The organism is Allobosea sp. GW821-FHT09G06 (assembly GCF_059416005.1).
The window spans coordinates 788,285-805,903 of sequence record NZ_JBWKOI010000001.1; the positions used below are offsets into that span (position 1 = coordinate 788,285).

Below are 17,619 nucleotides of genomic sequence, written 5' to 3' on the forward strand. Positions count from 1 at the left end.
AAGGAGGCTCTTTCAGCCTCATCCTGCCTGAGATTCTCGGGTCTGCGCTCCGCTTCGCCCGAGAATGACGGCTGTGTTTTTCAGCGTTGCGCGAGTTCGGTCGCGGGCTTCTTCAGTTCGCTTTTTTCGGCCATCGGCACCGGCTCGGGCGCGACGGTCGCGCCGGGCCGCACGCGCTGGAGGCCATTGACGATGATGCGCTCGCCCGGCTTAAGGCCGGCATTGACGACGCGCAGGCCGTCATGGGCGGCGCCGAGCGAGACCTCGCGCCAGGCCGCCTTGGCGTCATCGCCGACGACGAAGACGAACTTCTTGTTCTGGTCGGTGCCGACGGCGCGCTCGTTGATGACGAGCTGCTGCTCGGCCTTGGCCTGCCCGAGCTGGACCCGGACGAACTGGCCGGGCATCAGCTTGCCGTCGGGATTGTCGAGCCTCGCGCGCACCCTGACCGTGCCGCTGGCGCCGTCGATGCCGTTATCGACGAAATGCAGCTTGCCGCTGAACTGCGCGGCCTGCGCCGTCGCGGTGGTGAGCCGGACCGGGATCTGCTCCAGCGCCCGCGAGCCGTCTGGCAGCGAGGCCAGCGCGTCGAGCACGCTGCGCTCGTCAGCATTGAAGGCGGCATAGATCGGATCGACCGAGAGCAGGGAGGTCAGCACCTGCCCGCCGGCCGCGATCAGGTTGCCGACGGTGACGTCGAGCCGGCCGATGCGACCGCTGATCGGCGCGCGGATCTGCGTGTAGTCGAGGTTGAGCTGCGCCGTGCGGCGCGCCGCCTCGGCAACCTGGAGGTTCGCCTGCGCCTCCCGCAGGTTGTTGACGCGGGTGTCGACGTCGCGCTGGGAGAGGTTGCGGGTCGCCAGCAATTGCTGGCCGCGCTCGTTCTCGTTCTCGGCAAGGGCGACGCGTGCCTTCGCGCCCTGCACCTGCGCCTCGGCCCGCTGGAGATCGGCGAGATAAGGCGCCTGGTCGATGCTGACGAGCAGCTCGCCCTGCTTCACGAGGTTGCCCTCACGGAAATGCACGGCCTCGACGACGCCGGCGACGCGCGAGCGCAGTTCGACGCGCTCGATCGCCTCCAGCCGGCCGGAGAATTCGGCCCAGGGCACGATGTCGCGCGCCTCGACGGTCGCGACTGAGACGGGGACGGCGGGCGGGGCGGCAGGGGCGGTGTCGCCCTGCGCACGGGTGCCGGACAATGCGAAGACCGTGATGGCGGTCAATGCGACGGAGGCGGTGAGGCCGGCCAAAAGGCCGCGACGGTTCGTTCCCGGAATCATGGGTCGGTCCTTCCTTGGAAATGCGTTGGGGTGTTCGAAAAGGGGCGGGCCGCTAGGAGGGCGCGGTCCGTTCATAGAAGGCGGCGATCTCGCCGCAGCTCTTGCAGAGACAGGAGCCTTCCTCGGCCGCATCCGCATAGGCTTGCGGCCAGCGCGTCGGCGCGGTGAACTCGACATGGCGGACGGCGATGCCGGCCTGGCCGAGACGATCTGCGTATTGCGCGGCTTCGTCGCGCATCGGATCGTCCTGCCCGCTGATCAGCAGGGCCGGCGGCAGGCCGGCGAGGCGCGTTGCCTGAAGCGGGGCGGCGTAAGGGTGGGCGGCGCGCTCGGGCGTGCCGAGATAATCGGTCCAGCCATCGGCCCAGCGGCAGCCGACCGGGCCGGCCTGCGCGCCGCGCAGCGAAGCCGTGCCGAGGCAGGCATCGAGCATTGGCGAGAACAGGATCTGGCCGGCGAGTGCCGGGCCGCCGCGATCGCGCGCCATCATGGCGAGCGCCGCGGCGAGATTGCCGCCGGCTTCCTCACCGGCGATGTAGAGCGGCGCGCCGCGCGTCGCCCAGCGATTGCGCCCCCTGGCAAGAGCCTCGAGCGCTGCATAGATGCGCTCCAGCGTCTCGGGGAAGCGCTTGATCGGCGCGAGCGGATAGGAGAGCGAGAACACGACCGCGCCGGCCTCGGTCAAGGCCGTGGCGACAGCCTGCCCTTCGGCCGGCGAGCCGCTGTTGAAGTGGCCGCCATGCAGGTGCAGCACGAGCCCGGCATTCTCCGGAACCTCGGCGGGAACGTAGAGGCGGCCGGTGAAGCTCTCTCCACGGGCGCTCAGGGTCTCCTCACGCCAGAAGACGGAGAGAACCGGTTGCAGTTTCTGCGCGGCGATCGCGGGCATGGACTCAACCCTCGCTGTTGCGTTGCACCACGAGATAGTGAATCGAGATTTCGGAATAAATACGCTATCTGCTTATTCATTGTTCACGTACGGAAACAATCCGAGGGCTTATGGACCAGCTTGCCGCGATGCGGGCCTTCGTGCGGGTCGTCGAGACCGGAACCTTCACGCGTGCCGCCGATCTCCTGGACATGCCGAAGCCGACCGTCACCAAGCTGATCCAGCAGCTCGAAGCGCATCTGCGCGCCAAGCTGCTGAACCGGACGACGCGGCGCGTGACCGTGACCATGGACGGCGCGGCCTATTACGAGCGGGCGTTGCGCCTGCTCGACGAGCTCTCCGAACTCGACGCCAGCCTCACGCTGGCGCAGGCGCGGCCGAGCGGGCGGCTCAGGGTCGATTGCAGCTCCTCGCTGGCGGTCTCGGTGATCATTCCGGCGCTGCATGAATTCCAGCGGCGCTATCCCGACATCCAGCTCGATCTCGGCCTGAGCGACCGGCCGGCCGACCTGATCGGCGAGAACCTTGATTGCGCCGTGAGGGCCGGCGAGATCGTCGATCAGAGCCTGATCGCAAGGCGGATCGGCGAGATGCAGCTCATCACCTGTGCGACGCCGGACTATCTCGCCCGCTACGGCACGCCGCTGCATCCGCGCGATATCGAGGATGGGCACCAGATCGTCGCCTATCGGCCGGCGCTCGGTGGTCGGGTGTTGCCGCTGGTCTACCAGAGCCTCAGCGAGACGATCGAGGTCAGCGGGCGCTACGCGATCGCGCTCAATGACGGCATGGGTTATCTCGCGGCCGGGCTCGCCAGCCAGGGCATCATGCAATTGCCGACCTTCATGGCCCGCGTGCCGATCGCCGATGGACGGCTCGTGCCCCTGCTGCTGGACTGGTGCACGGCGCCGAAGCCGCTGCACATCGTCTATCCGCCGAACCGCCACCTCAGCAACAAGGTGCGCGTCTTCGTCGACTGGCTGGCGGAGCTGTTCGCGCGAGACGAGTTCATCTTGTCGCGCGGCGGCAGTTGCAAGCCGACGATCCTGTCCTCCGTGCCGGTCCCGGCCAAGGTCGATCAGCTCTCGTCGAGCAGCAGCGCGTAGATGTCCTCGCCGCCCGCGGCGTTGCGGATGCGGTCGCGGATGTCCTGCGGACGCAGACGCTTGGCGATGCAGGCCAGCGCATCGATGCGGCCCTTGCCGCCGTTGACCGGCGTCAGCACCATGCAGACGAGATCGACCGGCGCGCCGTCGATCGCCTCATAAGCGACGGGTTTCTCCAATCGCGCCAATAGGCCGAAGGGCTCGGCGAGGCCTTCGACCGGTGCATGCGGCATCGCCAGTCCGCCGCCGACGCCGGTGGAGCCGAGCGTCTCGCGCCGGTTCAGTGCGTCGAGGATCACGGCTTCGGGCAAGGCGAGCTGCTCGGCCGCCTTCTTCGCAAGCGCCCTAAACAGGGCCGGCTTGTTCGCGGCGGCGAGCCTGACGATGGAACGCGGGCGGATGATGTCGGATGGGATCATGGGTCGGTCTTGCGCCTTGCGGCAGGGCTCATTCGGCTTCGCGCAGGCGGTAGCCGACGCCGGTCTCGGTGGTGATGTATTGCGGCTGGTCGGGGATGCGCTCGATCTTCTGGCGCAATTGCCGGACGTAGACGCGCAGGTACTGGACATCGGCCGAGGCGCCCCAGACCTGCTTCATCAGGAACTGATGGGTCAGCACCTTGCCGGCATGCTGCACGAGGATGCGCAGGATGTCGTATTCCTTGGGCGAAAGCTTCACCTCCTGCTCGCCCAGCCTGACGATGCGCTTGACCAGATCGACCGAGAGCTCGCCGGTCTGGAAGACCGGCTTCTCGCCCTGCTGCTGGAGCTTGTGGCGCAGCGCGACGCGCAGGCGCGCCGCCAGTTCCTTCATGCCGAAGGGCTTGGTGACATAGTCGTCGGCGCCGTTCTCCAAGGCTTCGACGATACCAGCCTCGTCGGTGCGGCTCGACAGGATGACGATCGGCAGGGCCAACGCCTCGGCGCGCCATCTCTGAAGCAACTCCTGGCCGGACATGTCGGGCAGTCCGAGATCGAGGATGACGAGGTCAGGCAAGTCCTCGGCGATGCGTTCGATCGCCTCGCCTGCCGTCGCGGCCTCGCGGATGGCATAGCCCTCGGTCGAGAGGCCGACGCGCAGCAGGCGGCGGATCGCCGGCTCGTCGTCCACGACCAGCACCTTGATGTCCGTTGCCGTCATGATTGTGGTTCCAATGGCTTCAGCTGGCTTTCGGCCGGCATGCGGATGGTGAAGACCGCGCCGCTGCGATCCGCACGGTTCGCCGCCGTGATCGTACCGCCCATCGCCTCGACGAAGCCGCGGCATATGGCGAGGCCGAGCCCGGTTCCGGCGCGGACCTGATCGCCCTTGCGGACGCGGTAGAAGCTGTCGAAGACGCGCTCCAGATCGGTGGGCGGCAGGCCCGGCCCCTCGTCGGTCACCGTCACCAGAACCTCGCGGCCGTCCTGCCGGGCGCGGATGGCGATGGCGCTATCTGTCGGCGCATATTTCGCGGCATTGTCGAGCAGGTTGAACAGCACCTGCTCGAACAGGACGGGATCGAGCCTGAGCATCGGCAGGTCGCCGGGCAGGGCGGTCTCGATAGGGTGGCCGGCGGTGATCTTGCTGGCGCGGCGCAAAGCGCTGCCGACGACATCGGCGACATCGACCAGGGCCGCATTCGGTTCCATCGCGCCGGATTCGATCCGGGTCATGTCGAGGAGATTGGCGATGAAGCGGTTGAGGCGCTCGGATTCGTCGATCACGGTCGCGAGCAGGGCCGTGCGGTCGTCCTCAGGCAGGGCGTTGCGATAGTCGCGCAAGGTTCCGGCTGCGCCCATGATCGAGGCCAGCGGCGTCTTCAGGTCATGCGAGATCGAGTTCAGCAACGCCGAGCGCAGGCGGTCGGCCTCGGCCGCAAGCTTGGCCCGGTCGACATCGGCGACGAGCTGGATGCGCTCGATGGCGACGGCGGCCTGATCGGCCAGCGCATCGAGCAGGCGCTGCTGCTCGGGCGTCAGCAACGGGCCTTCCTTGTCATCGTCGAGACCGATGACGCCGATCGCGGTGCGGCCGGTGCGCAGGGGCAGATAGAGCCGTTTCGCGCCGGGCAGGGTGTCGGCGCCGCGCCCGGCCGGGCGATCGTGCTCCCAGGCCCAGCGCGCGGCGGCGATATCGGCATCGACCAATGTGTCGTCGGGTGGGTAGCCGGCGCGGACCGCGATCGTTCCATCCTCGGGCATCAGGATGACGACGCGCAGGCGCAGCATCGAGGCGATCTGGAAGGCACTGGCCCAGAGCACGTCGTCGAGCGTGCCGGTGCCGGCGAGCTTCTTCGAGAAGAGATAGAGGTCCTCGGTGGTGCGGACGCGCTGGCGGGCGGCATTGGCCTGACGCTGGACGCGGGCGGTGAGGTTCGAGGCGATCAGCGCGACGAGCAGGAAGAAGCCGAGCGCGACGACGTTCTCCGGATCGGCGATCGTCAGCGTGTAAAGCGGCGGGATGAAGAAGAAGTTCAGCGCGAGCGCGCTCAGGAGCGAGGCGAAGAGGGCCGGCCCAAGGCCCGTTGTCACGGCCGAGGCGAGCACCGCGGTGAGGAAGACCAGCGCGATATTGCGCAGGTCCATGATCTGGCTGAGCAGTTCGGCCGCGCCTAGCGCGGCCGCGACATAGGCCGCCGACGCGAGATAAGGCCTTGGTGCGAAGCCGGGCTTGCCGATGGCCGAGACGCCGGCATCCGCCTCCGGCGGCTGTTCCCGCAAGGCGACGACATGCACGCCGATATCGCCGGCGCGATTGATCAGTTCATGCGAGACGGAGGCCCTGAGCCATTCGCGCCAGCGCGGCTTCGCCGGCTTGCCGACGATGATCTGGGTGACGTTGCCGGCGGCGGCATGGCGCAGGATCTCGCCAGCCACATCCTGTCCGGGCAGGGTGATCGCCTCGGCGCCGAACTGTGCCGCGAGCCTCAGCGCATTGGCGATCCGCGTCTTGGCTGGCTCGGACAAGGCCGCGGCCTGCGGCGTCTCGACATAGAGCGCGCTCCAGGGCGCGCGCAGGCGGTCGGCCTGCCGCTTGGCATGGCGGATGAGGGCAGGGGCCCCGGCGCTATCGTCGATGCAGACCAGGATGCGCTCGCCCGCCGCCCAGGGGCCGGAGATGGCGTGTTCCTGCATATGGCTGAGGAGCTGGTCGTCGACCCGCTGCGCGGTGCGGCGCAAGGCGAGTTCGCGCAGGGCCGTCAGGTTGCCCGGCGAGAAATAATTGGCGACGGCGCGCTTGGCGGTCTTGCCGAGATACACCTTGCCCTCTTCGAGGCGCTTGATCAGGTCGGCCGGCGTCAGGTCGATGATCTCGATGTCGTCGGCGCGGTCGACGATCGAATCCGGCACGGTCTCGCGCACGCGGATGCGCGTGATCTGGGCGACGACGTCGTTCAGGCTCTCGACATGCTGGATGTTGAGCGTGGTGTAGACGTCGATGCCGCGCGACAGCAATTCCTCGACATCGAGATAGCGCTTGGGATGGCGGCTGCCGGGCGCGTTGGTATGGGCGAGCTCGTCGACGAGGACGAGGGCCGGGCGGCGCGTCAGGATCGCGTCGAGGTCCATCTCGTCGAGCGCGCGGCCCTTGTAGTCGACGAGCCGGCGCGGGACGATCTCGAAGCCGTCGACCAGCGCTTGCGTCTCGCTGCGGCCATGGGTCTCGACGACACCGATCACGACATCGACCCCTTCGGCCCGGCGGGCGCGGCCGGAGGTCAGCATCTCGTAGGTCTTGCCGACGCCGGGCGCCGCGCCGAGGAAGATCTTCAGACGGCCGCGACCTTCGCGCTGGGCGCTGGCCAGTAGCGCCTCCGGCGAGGGCCTGCCTCTCGTCTCGCGATGGCTGTCGGCGATGGTCATGCGGTCCGCAGGGGAAAGCGGCGGCGCCTCATGCGCCGCCGGGGTCTTTGTGTCAGCGCTGGGCGGCGCCGTCGAGAGCAAGGTTCAGCGCGAGCACGTTGACGACGGGTTCGCCGATGAAGCCGAGCTTGCGCCTCTCGACATGGGTATCGACGAGCGCTTTCAGCGTTGCCGGGTCGGCATTGCGGGCCTTGGCGACGCGCGCGATCTGGAAATAGGCGGCCTCGGGCGAGATATGCGGGTCGAGCCCGCTGCCTGAGGTCGTCACGAGTTCCATCGGCACCGGCGCATCCGGGTTCTCCGCCTTGAGCTTCTCGGTCTCGGTCTTGATGCGGTCGACCAGCTTCTGGTTGGTCGGGCCGAGATTGGAGCCGCTGGAATTGGCGGCGTTATAGGGCGCGTCCATGGTCTTCGTGCTGTCGTTGGGATCGGCGCCTGATGTCGCCGAGGGGCGGCCGTGGAAATAGCGCTCGCTGGTGAAGTTCTGGCCGATCAGGCTGGAGCCGATGATCTTGCCGTCCTTCTCGATCAGGCTGCCATTGGCCTGGCGCGGGAAGACGGCCTGGGCGATGCCGGTCATGGCGAGCGGGTAGGCGAGGCCGGTGATGGCGGTCAGCGCGACGATCATCACGAGGGCGGGGCGGATCTGCTTGAGCATGTCTGCGGCTCCTTAGACGAGGCCGAGGGCGGTGATGGCGATGTCGATGGCCTTGATGCCGATGAAGGGGACGACGAGGCCGCCGAGCCCGTAGACGAGAAGGTTGCGGCTGAGCAGCGCACCGGCGCCGACGGCGCGATACTTCACGCCCTTCAGCGCGAGCGGGATCAGCGCGACGATGATCAGCGCGTTGAAGATGATCGCGGAGAGGATGGCGCTCTGCGGCGTCTGCAGCCCCATGATGTTGAGCGCGCCGAGCTGCGGGTAGAAGGCCAGGAACATCGCCGGAATGATGGCGAAATACTTGGCGACGTCGTTGGCGATCGAGAAGGTCGTCAGCGCGCCGCGCGTCATCAGCAGCTGCTTGCCGATCTCGACGATCTCGATGAGCTTGGTCGGGTCGCTATCGAGATCGACCATGTTGCCGGCCTCGCGGGCCGCGACCGTGCCGGTGTTCATGGCGACGCCGACATCGGCCTGGGCGAGGGCAGGCGCATCGTTGGTGCCGTCGCCGCACATGGCGACGAGCTTGCCCTTCGCCTGTTCCTCGCGGATCAGCGCGAGCTTGTTCTCGGGCGTCGCCTGGGCGAGGAAATCGTCGACGCCGGCCTCGGCCGCGATGGCGGCGGCGGTCATCGGGTTGTCGCCGGTGATCATCACCGTGCGGATGCCCATGCGGCGCAGTTCCGTGAAGCGCTCGCGGATGCCGCCCTTCACGATGTCCTTGAGATGCACGATGCCAAGCAGGCGCCCGTCACGCGCGACCGCCAAGGGCGTGCCGCCGGCCTTGGCGACCTCGGCGGCGATGGCCTGGACCTCGCGCACCGTCTCGGGCGTGGATTTGGCGCTGGCGCCCTCGACATATTTCAGGACGGCATCGACCGCGCCCTTGCGGATTTGCGAGCCCTCGAGGTCGACGCCGCTCATCCGGCTCTGCGCGGTGAAGGGCACGAAGGTGGCGTGCAGGGAGCCCATGTCGCGGGCACGGATGGCGTATTTCTCCTTGGCAAGCACGACGATCGAGCGGCCCTCCGGCGTTTCGTCGGCGAGCGAGGCGATCTGCGCGGCGTCCGCCAGCTCCTGCTCTCCGACGCCGCGCACGGGGCGGAACTCCGTCGCTTGGCGGTTGCCGAGCGTGATCGTGCCGGTCTTGTCGAGCAGCAGCGTGTCGACGTCGCCGGCAGCCTCGACGGCGCGGCCGGACATGGCGAGCACGTTGAAGCGCACGAGACGGTCCATGCCGGCGATGCCGATGGCCGAGAGCAGGGCGCCGATCGTGGTCGGGATCAGCGTGACGAACAGCGCGACCAGCACCACGACCGGGATATAGCCGCCGGCATAGGTGGCGAAGCTCGGGATCGTCACGGTCGCCAGCACGAAGATCAGCGTCATGCCGGCGAGCAGGATGTTGAGCGCGATCTCGTTCGGCGTCTTCTGGCGCTCTGCGCCCTCGACCAGCGCGATCATGCGGTCGATGAAGGTCGAGCCGGCCGCTGCGGTGATGCGCACGCGGATCCAGTCCGAGAGCACCTGCGTGCCGCCGGTCACGGCCGAGCGGTCGCCGCCGGATTCGCGGATCACGGGGGCGGATTCGCCGGTGATCGCGGCCTCGTTGACCGAGGCGACGCCCTCGATGACCTCGCCGTCCGAGGGGATGATGTCGCCGGCCTCGACCAGCACGACATCGCCGACCTTGAGCGAGGTGCCGGGAACGAGCCGGAACTGGCTGCGGTCATCGCCCGAGAGCAGCTTGGCTTCGGTTTCGGAGCGGGTCTTGCGCAGCGAGTCGGCCTGGGCCTTGCCGCGCCCCTCGGCCACCGCTTCCGCGAAATTGGCGAAGAGCACGGTGAACCAGAGCCAGAGCACGATCTGGAAGGAGAAGCCGAGATTGGCGCCTCCGGTGGCGAGGTCCTTCAGGAAGAGAACAGTGGTCAGCGCCGAGACCACGGCGACGACGAACATAACCGGGTTGCGGGCGAGGCTGCGCGGGTCGAGCTTGCGGAAGGCGTCGGCGAGGGCCGGCAGCAGGATCCGGGCGTCGATCAGGCTCGCGGATTTGGACGGGCTCATTAAGAGGCTCCAGCGGAAGGGTGTCGGGTCCGGCTCAGGCAGCGGCGACGAGGCCGGCGAGCGCCCGGACGAGCAGCAGGACGAGGAACAAAGCGACCGTCAGGCCGAGGATGATTGTGGCAGGGCGCGGTGGCGCCCCGTCCGTTTCCCGCGAGGCGGCGTCGCGATGGACGGCCTCGCGGCGCAATTGGCGCAGGCAGCTTGCCATGACGATCTCCTCAGAAGCTCTGGCCGGCGAGCATCGCGAGATGCTCGACGATCGGGCCGACGGCCAGCGCCGGGAAGAAGGTCAGGCCGCCGACGATCAGGATGACGCCGACGAGCAAGCCGACGAAGAGCGGGCCGTCTGTGGGGAAGGTGCCGGCCGAGGCGGGCACGGACTTCTTCGCGGCAAGCGAACCGGCGATGGCGAGCGCCGGGATGATGACCAGGAAGCGGCCGACCAGCATCGTGATGCCGAGCGTGGTGTTGTACCAGAGCGTGTTGGCCGAGAGGCTGGCGAAGGCCGAGCCATTGTTCGCAGCCGCTGAGGTATAGGCGTAGAGGATCTCGGAGAAGCCGTGCGGACCGCTATTGCCGACAGAGGCCACCGCACCGGGCAGCACGACCGCGATCGCGGTGAAGACCAGCATGCCGACCGGCAGGCAGAGGATGGCGAGCATCGCCATCTTGACCTCGCGCGCCTCGATCTTCTTGCCAAGATACTCCGGCGTGCGGCCGACCATCAGGCCGGCGACGAAGATCGCCAGCACGACGAAGAGCACGATGCCGTAGAAGCCGGCGCCGACGCCGCCGACGATGACCTCGCCGAGTTCCATGTTGATCAGCGGGATCAGCCCGCCGAGCGCGGTGAAGCTGCCATGCATGGCGTTGACCGCGCCGCAGGAGGCCGCCGTGGTGACGACGGCGAAGAGGGCGGAAAGCGGGATGCCGAAGCGCATCTCCTTGCCCTCGAGGTTGCCGCCCTGAAGGCCGAGCCCCTGGACCAGCGGATTGCCGGCGGCCTCCGCCCAGTAGCAGACGGCGATGCCGGCGATGAACATCACGCCCATGGCCGAGAGGATCGCCCAGCCCTGGCGCTCGTTGCCGACCATCCGGCCGAAGACATTGGTCAGCGCGGCACCGATCGCGAAGATCGAGACCATCTGGATCAGGTTCGAGATGGCGTCGGGGTTCTCGAAGGGATGGGCCGAGTTGGCGTTGAAGAAGCCGCCGCCATTGGTGCCGAGCATCTTGATCGCGAGCTGGGAGGCGACCGGGCCGCGAGCGATGGTCTGCTGCGCGCCTTCGAGCGTCGTCGCCGTCACCGAGGGATCGAGCGTCTGCGGGACGCCGAGCGCGACATAGGCCAGCGTCAGCAGGATGCAGAGCGGCAGCAGGACGTAGAGCGTCGCACGGGTCAGGTCGACCCAGAAGCTGCCGACCGACTTGGCCGAGGCGCGCGCAAAACCACGGATCAGCGCCACGGCGATGGCGATGCCGGTCGCGCCCGAGACGAAGTTCTGCACGGTCAGGCCGAGCATCTGCGTCAGGTAGGACATCGTGCTCTCGCCGCCATAGCTCTGCCAGTTCGTGTTGGTGACGAAGCTGACCGCCGTGTTGAAGGCGAGGTCGGGCGCAACCGCGCTCATGCCGTCCGGGTTCAACGGCAGCAGGCCCTGGAAGCGCTGCAGCCCGTAGAGCAGCAGCAGGCCGGCGAGGTTGAACAGCAGCAGCGCGGCCGCATAGCCGCTCCAGTGCTGCTCCTCGCGCTCATGCGTGCCGGCGAGCGCATAGAGCCCGCGCTCGACCGGCGCGAGCACGGGAGAGAGGAAGGTGTGCTCGCCCTTGAAGACGCGCGTCATGTAGCTGCCGAGCGGCTTCACCAAGGCGAGCACGATCGCGCAGAAGAGGAGGATCTGGATCCAGCCGTAGAGTGTCATGGGAAGGCTTTCTCAGCTTGCGCCGGCGCTCAGAAGCGCTCGGGCCGCAGCAGCGCATAGGTGAGATAGACGAGCAGGACCGCGGTCACCGCGCCGCCGAGGAGATAATCGACGAACATGGGGGGCTCCTTCAGAGCGCGTTGCAGGCCGAGACATAGGCGAGGGCTGCCGCGAAGAAGCCGAGACCGAGCGCGAGCATGGCGATATCCATTGCCGAGGTCCTTTCGACCGGGCGTTACCGATGGGCCGACGCGCGCGGTCCCACCTTCCTGCGGAAGGCGAGGACGCGAGCAGATCGACCATGGCTGGGATTATCGTGCTGGCGGCATAGCCGTTCGAGACGGCGGGCGGCGTCGCAAAATAGGAATTTTATAGGAATTCGCCCGGTCGCTGGGCGCAGCGACCGGGCGGCTTGGTCTGGGGCTTGTCCGAAACGTCCTAGCGTTCGCGGAAGACGCGCTCCGCGTGGTCCATCAGCGGCTTGACGAGATAAGACAGCGCGGTGCGCTCGTCGGTCGAGATGAAGACTTCGACGGGCATGCCCGGCAGCAGGCGACGCTCGCCGAGCGCGATGGCGGCGTCCTCGATCTGGACCTCGCCGACATAGAAATTCTGGCCGCTGACGGGGTCCTTCGAGGTCGCCGGCGAGATATGGGCCAGCTTGCCGGAGACCTCGGGCGTCGTGTTGCGGTTGAAGGCGGAGAAGCGCATCCGCGCGGTCTGCCCGACTTGGATCTGATCGATGTCGTTGGGCGCGATGCGGACTTCGACGACCAGTTTCGCGCTCTGCGGCACGATCGTGGCCAGCCGCGCCGCGGGGGTGATGACACCGCCGACGGTGAAGATCATCAGCTCGTTGACCGTGCCTGCGATCGGCGCGCGGATTTCCATGCGCGCCAGCCGGTCCTCGTTGGCGATACGGCGGTCGCTCAGCTCGGAGACCTTGGCCTCGACCTGGCGCAATTCGCGCTGCGCCTCGGTGCGGGCCGTCTCGTCGATCGCGATGATCTGGAGGCGGGCGTCGCTGATGCGCAGCTTCGCACGCGCAAGCGTCGCATCGATCTCGCCGCGCTCGCCCAGCAGCCGCGCCCATTCGCGGTTGATGTTGAAGACCTTGACGCCGTCGATGAAACCCTTCTGGAAGAGGCTGAGATATTTGGCGCGCTCGAGATCGACGAGCCTGAGTTCCTCGACCTTCGCGACCTGCCGCGATTCCAGCCCGCGGATCTCCTCGCCCGACTGGACGATCGAAATCTCCAGCTGCTCCTTGCGGCTGTCGCGATTGGCCTTGTTGCCGGTGAAGAGGCGGGCCTCGCCATCGCGGATATGGTCGACCTCGTCGGAAAGCGTCGCGATCTCGGACGGAAAGGTGATGCTCGCCAGATTGTCGCGTTCGGCAATGAGTCTGGCCTTGCGGCCGAGATTCTCGGCGAGCTGGGAGCGGATGATCGACAGTTCGGCCCTCGTCTGGACATCGTCGAGCCGGAAGAGCACCTGACCTTCCTCGACGCGGTCGCCCTGGCGGACGGCGATCGACTGGACGATGCCGCCGTCGCGGTGCTGCACCTCCTTGAGGTTCTGGTCGATCTTGACGGCGCCCTGCGTGACGACGGCGCCATTCAGCGCGGCATTTGCTGCCCAACCGCCGAAGCCGAGGACCAGCAGCAGGGCGATGGCGGCGCCAGTGACGACATGGCCACGCAGGCTGAAATTCGCCTGGCGGGCCCGGGCCTTTTTGGCTGCTTTCGCCGAAGCGGCGGCGAAATCGTGGTTATGGGCGTTCATCGGCATTGTCCCCTTGCCGGCCGTTCAGGCGGTCGGTCCTTGCCTCAGGCGTAATAGAGCTTGTGGTTGCCGTAGATCTCGATCGAGAAATCAGTCGCGTCAGCCTCCTCGACATAGACGTCGACATAGGTGCGCTCGTTCTCGCCGATCTTCTCGATGCGGAAGCGGAAGGGGCGGTCGTTGCCGCCATCGCCATAGGCCTGCTCGAAGCCGTCGCCGCCTTGTTGGTCGCCATTGCCTTCGTCGTCGCCGGAGCGGAGCTGGTACTGCTTGATCACGATGCGGTCGCCGGCCTCGAGGTCGAGGATCTGGTGAACGAGGTCATCGGTCCGGGGCGCGTTGTCGCTCACGGCGAAGACGAAACGGTCATCGCCGCCGCCGCCGGTGAGCGCCGTGGCCTTCTCTCCGACGATGATGCAATCATCGCCGCTACCGCCGAGAATGGCCTCGAAATCGATCACGGTGTCCTCACCGATCTCGATGCCGACGGCCTTGCCGCGCTTCAGGTCGACGGTGACGCCATGCTCGGTCGCCGAGAGGTCGAGCGTGTCCTGCCCCTCGCCGCCATCGTAGCAGTCGGCCGCGGCATCGCTCGTCGCCATGATCCAGTCGTTGCCCTCGCCGCCAAAGACGCGGTCGCTGTCGGCGCCGCCGTCGAGCACGTCATTGCCGGCCTCGCCGTACAGCTCGTCACAGCCCTCCTCGCCGAAGACACGGTCAGCGCCGGCACCGGCCTTGAGATGGTCATTGCCAGCGCCGGCCTCGACGACATCATTGCCCGCGCCCAGTGTCACATGGTCATCGCCCTTGCCTGCGAGCACGGTGTTGTCGTCGTCGCCGGCCTTGACGATATCGTCGCCGTCACCCGCATCGATGATGTTGTCGCCAGGCCCGGCATCGATGACATCATTCCCCGGGCCGGCGTCGACGATATCGTTGCCCGGGCCAGCGTCGATGACGTCGTCGCCGGCCTCGCCGTAGATCGTATCGTTGCCGTCGCCGCCATACAGGCGGTCATTGCCGGCACCGCCACGGATGACGTCGTTACCGACGCCGCCGAAGACGATGTCGTTGCCCGCGCCAGCGTCGATCTGGTCGTTGCCGGCCCCGCCGACGATGTGGTCGTCGCCGGCGCCGGTCACGACGATGTCGTTGCCGCCGCGCGCATCGACCACGTCGTCGCCGCCGAGGCCCGCGATCCGGTCGTTACATTCGCTGCCGAGCAGCATGTCGTCGCCGGTCGTGCCGGTGACGTCGAGGAATTCCAGCACGCGCAGCGTCGCCGTCTGGCGCACGAGAGCCTCGCCGTCGCTGATCCAGTAGGTCAGCGTCACCGTGCCGTACCAGCCGCTCTGCGGCTTGAAGACCCAGCCGCCCTCGGTCGCGGTCAATTGACCATGGGATACCTGGACCCCGACGATGGAGAGCGGGTCGGCATCGGCATCGGTCGCGCCAGCCAGCAAGGCGAGGCTGGCGATCATCAGCGTCTGGCAGCCACCGATATCGACGAGCTGGACGGGACCGGAAACGCGCGGGGCGCGGTTGCGCGGCTCTTCCGGCGTTTCGTCGTCATCGTCGTCGCCCGGGCCACCGGGCCCAGTCCCGCCGCCTGGGCCGGAACCCGTCGACGAGCCGCCGCCGTCGGAGGCGCCGCCCGAGACCGCGGTGAAGGAAAAGCCGCGGCCGCCATTGTCGTTATTGGCCGAGAAGCCCAGCCCGGCCTCGAAGATCGGCGAGGTGTAGCGGGGCAAGGGCAGCTGTTCGTAGTCGATCAGCCGCGAGTCGATATTGAGGAAATCCGGCAGCCCCTGAACGCCAGGGCCGGGGCCTCCCGTGCCGATGGCCTTGGCCGCGGCCGGCTCCTTGTTCACCGAACCGGTTTCGTCGACATCCTTCTCCGCGTCCGTCCGTTGATCCTCGCCTTCGGCGACATTTGGCTTGCGGGAGGCTTCCCCGGCCTGGGCGGCGTCCTCTGCGGCGGGGGGCGCCGACGCATCGGTCTTCGCCTGGCCGGGGAACAGGCTTTTGAGGTAGAGCACGACCGCCGTGAAGGCGAGGGCGAACACGCCCGGCCAGCGTGGCGCCGACGCGGGTTCGTCCGCCTTGCGATAGATCTGGGCGGCGTCGGGAAGCTGCGGCTCCGCAGGTTTGGCTGCCTTGATCGTGATCATGCCGGCACCCGTGCGTGAAGGACAGCCGGATGTTCGCCGAGACCGACGGCCCGTGGCATGGAAACAGTTCGCTCGCTTTCAGGAGCGGGCGAAGCCGCGGCCGGCGCGCTGGGAACCGGGGCGGCTCGCTGCTGGGCCGGCGCGAGGATCTTGTCGCGTGGGCCGAAGGCGACGAGCTTGCCGCCCTGGATCAGGCCGACATCATCGACCGCCTGCAGCGCGCTGGGGCGATGCGCGACGATGAGGACGATGCCGCCGCGCGCCTTGACCTGTTCGATCGCGGCCGTGAGCGCGGCTTCTCCCTCGCCGTCGAGATTGGAGTTCGGCTCGTCCATGACGACGAGGAAGGGATTGCCGTAGAGCGCCCGCGCCAGGCCGATCCGCTGGCGCTGGCCGGCGGAGAGGGCCGTACCCTGCGGCCCGAGCTGGGTCTTGTAGCCCAGCGGCAGCCGCAGGATCATCTCGTGGATGCCGGCGGCGGCCGCCGCCTCGACGACCTTGGCGGGATCGGACGTCTCGGCCAGGCGCGAGATGTTCTCCTCGACCGTGGCGTCGAGCAGCGCGACCTCCTGCGGCAGATAGCCGAGATGGTGGCCGATGGTCTCTTCCGGCCATTGCTCCAGCTCCGCGCCATCGAGCCGGACGGCGCCGCGCAGGATCGGCCAGATGCCGGTGATCGCCCGCACGAGCGTGGTCTTGCCGCCGCCGCTCGGCCCGATGATGCCGACCGCCTTGCCTGCCTGAACGTCGAAGCTCGCGTCGCTCAGCAGCACCTGGCCGCTGCCCGGCGCGGCGACGGTGATCTTGTCGATCTTCAGCGATCGGCATGGCGCCGGCAGCTCCATCGGCTCGACCGCCTTGCTCAGCGCGGTCATCGTCTCGCGCAGGCGCTGGAACGCCATGCGCGCCGCGACGAAGGGCTTCCAGTTGGCGATCGCCTGGTCGACCGGTGCCAGCGCGCGGGAGGAGGCGACGGAAGCGGCGATGATCGCGCCGGCCGAAAGCTCACCCTTGATGGTGAGATAGGCGCCGAGCCCCAGCGTCGCCGATTGCAGGATCATGCGCAGCACGCGCGAGATCGCGCCGAAGGTGCCGCCGAGATCGCTGGAACGGGTCTGAAGGGCGAGATGCTCGCGATTGACCTCGTCGAAGCGCGCGACGGCGCGCGGCGCGAAGCCCATCGCCTTCAGCACCTCGGCGTTGCGGGCATTGCTGTCGGCGATGGCGCCGCGCGCGACGGCCGCCTGCCGCGTCTCGCTGTTGATGCGGCGGGTCAGGATCTCGCTGAGCAGCGTCAGCACGGTGAGCACGACTGCGCCGGCGAGCGTCAGCCCGCCGAGCCACGGGTGCAGGAAATAGACGAAGGCGAGATAGAGCGGGATCCAGGGGAGGTCGAACAGAGCGCCGGGGCCCTGGCCGCCGAGGAAGCTGCGGACGGTATCGACGTCGCGGCCGCGCTCCATCGCCTCCGCCGTCGAGAAGCCCAGGCGCGGCATGTCGATGGTGACGCGATGCGCAATCGGCGCGATCTGGTCGTCGAAGCGCGCGCCGACGCGAACCAGCACCTGCGAGCGGATGACGTCGAAGCATCCCTGGAAGAGATAGAGCCCGATGGCGAGCGCCGAGAGCGCCGCCAGGGTCTGGATGCTGCCGCTCGTCAGGGCGCGGTCATAGACCTGCATCATGTAGAACGAGCCGGTCAGGGCCAGCAGGTTGATGAGGCCGGAGACGACGAACAGGAAGATGGCGATGCCGCGCAAGCCGCGCGTCAGCCGGGCGGCATCGCGCTTGCGGGCGGAGAGAAGCGTCTTGGACGGTGCCATTCTGGCCCCCGTAAAATGCTGGTGATGGAGAGGGATCGGGTGGGCGGCCCCCTCGGTCCGCCCACCCGCT

General features: G+C 68.0%; 14 protein-coding genes. 1 reads left to right on the plus strand and 13 read right to left on the minus strand.

Annotated features, from left to right (window positions below; genetic code table 11):
• Positions 1–80: 80 nt before the first annotated feature.
• Entirely contained in the window at positions 81–1,280 is a 1,200-nt protein-coding gene (locus AC07NY_RS03800; RefSeq protein ID WP_494581930.1) for an efflux RND transporter periplasmic adaptor subunit, read from the minus strand.
• A gap of 52 nt (positions 1,281–1,332) precedes the next feature.
• Complete coding sequence (locus tag AC07NY_RS03805) at positions 1,333–2,169, minus strand: alpha/beta hydrolase fold domain-containing protein (protein WP_494581932.1); 837 nt, start codon at positions 2,167–2,169, stop codon at positions 1,333–1,335.
• Between the two features lie 110 nt (positions 2,170–2,279).
• Here AC07NY_RS03805 and AC07NY_RS03810 point away from each other — a divergent pair, with 110 nt between their 5' ends.
• Entirely contained in the window at positions 2,280–3,275 is a 996-nt protein-coding gene (locus tag AC07NY_RS03810) for a LysR family transcriptional regulator (RefSeq protein ID WP_494581934.1), read from the plus strand.
• On the opposite strand, the gene AC07NY_RS03815 is transcribed toward AC07NY_RS03810, so the two are convergent.
• The 11 genes from AC07NY_RS03815 to AC07NY_RS03865 all read right to left on the minus strand — a co-directional run bounded on the left by AC07NY_RS03815 (position 3,248) and on the right by AC07NY_RS03865 (position 17,549).
• Complete coding sequence (locus tag AC07NY_RS03815) at positions 3,248–3,694, minus strand: PTS sugar transporter subunit IIA (protein WP_494581936.1); 447 nt, start codon at positions 3,692–3,694, stop codon at positions 3,248–3,250. The two genes, AC07NY_RS03810 and AC07NY_RS03815, sit on opposite strands and share 28 nt — an antisense overlap.
• 28 nt (positions 3,695–3,722) lie before the next feature.
• Entirely contained in the window at positions 3,723–4,415 is a 693-nt protein-coding gene (locus tag AC07NY_RS03820) for a response regulator transcription factor (protein WP_494581937.1), read from the minus strand.
• Positions 4,412–7,120: a DUF4118 domain-containing protein gene (locus tag AC07NY_RS03825; protein ID WP_494581939.1), complete on the minus strand. Its 2,709-nt coding sequence runs from the start codon at positions 7,118–7,120 to the stop codon at positions 4,412–4,414. Before AC07NY_RS03825 ends, AC07NY_RS03820 begins: the two co-directional genes overlap by 4 nt.
• A gap of 52 nt (positions 7,121–7,172) precedes the next feature.
• Positions 7,173–7,778: a K(+)-transporting ATPase subunit C gene (locus AC07NY_RS03830; RefSeq protein ID WP_494581941.1), complete on the minus strand. Its 606-nt coding sequence runs from the start codon at positions 7,776–7,778 to the stop codon at positions 7,173–7,175.
• Between the two features lie 12 nt (positions 7,779–7,790).
• The gene (gene kdpB / locus AC07NY_RS03835; RefSeq protein WP_494581943.1) at positions 7,791–9,848 is read right to left on the minus strand and encodes a potassium-transporting ATPase subunit KdpB; all 2,058 of its coding nucleotides are present in this window, start codon (positions 9,846–9,848) and stop codon (positions 7,791–7,793) included.
• A gap of 34 nt (positions 9,849–9,882) precedes the next feature.
• Complete coding sequence (locus AC07NY_RS03840) at positions 9,883–10,056, minus strand: hypothetical protein (RefSeq protein WP_492285310.1); 174 nt, start codon at positions 10,054–10,056, stop codon at positions 9,883–9,885.
• 10 nt (positions 10,057–10,066) lie between these two features.
• Positions 10,067–11,770, minus strand: coding sequence for a potassium-transporting ATPase subunit KdpA (gene kdpA, locus AC07NY_RS03845; RefSeq protein ID WP_494581945.1), 1,704 nt, complete (start codon positions 11,768–11,770; stop codon positions 10,067–10,069).
• Between the two features lie 29 nt (positions 11,771–11,799).
• Entirely contained in the window at positions 11,800–11,889 is a 90-nt protein-coding gene (locus AC07NY_RS03850) for a K(+)-transporting ATPase subunit F (RefSeq protein WP_173044066.1), read from the minus strand.
• Positions 11,890–12,208: 319 nt separating this feature from the next.
• Positions 12,209–13,555 carry an HlyD family type I secretion periplasmic adaptor subunit gene (locus AC07NY_RS03855; protein WP_494581947.1) on the minus strand — a complete coding sequence of 449 codons (1,347 nt, stop codon included), beginning with the start codon at positions 13,553–13,555 and terminating at the stop codon, positions 12,209–12,211.
• Positions 13,556–13,599: 44 nt separating this feature from the next.
• Positions 13,600–15,726 (minus strand): calcium-binding protein, encoded by a 2,127-nt coding sequence (locus tag AC07NY_RS03860; protein ID WP_494581949.1) that lies wholly within the window; start codon positions 15,724–15,726, stop codon positions 13,600–13,602.
• A complete protein-coding gene (locus tag AC07NY_RS03865; RefSeq protein WP_494581950.1) occupies positions 15,723–17,549 on the minus strand; it encodes a type I secretion system permease/ATPase in 1,827 nt (608 codons plus the stop codon). The genes AC07NY_RS03860 and AC07NY_RS03865 overlap by 4 nt, the downstream gene beginning before the upstream one ends.
• Between the last annotated feature and the right edge of the window lie 70 nt (positions 17,550–17,619).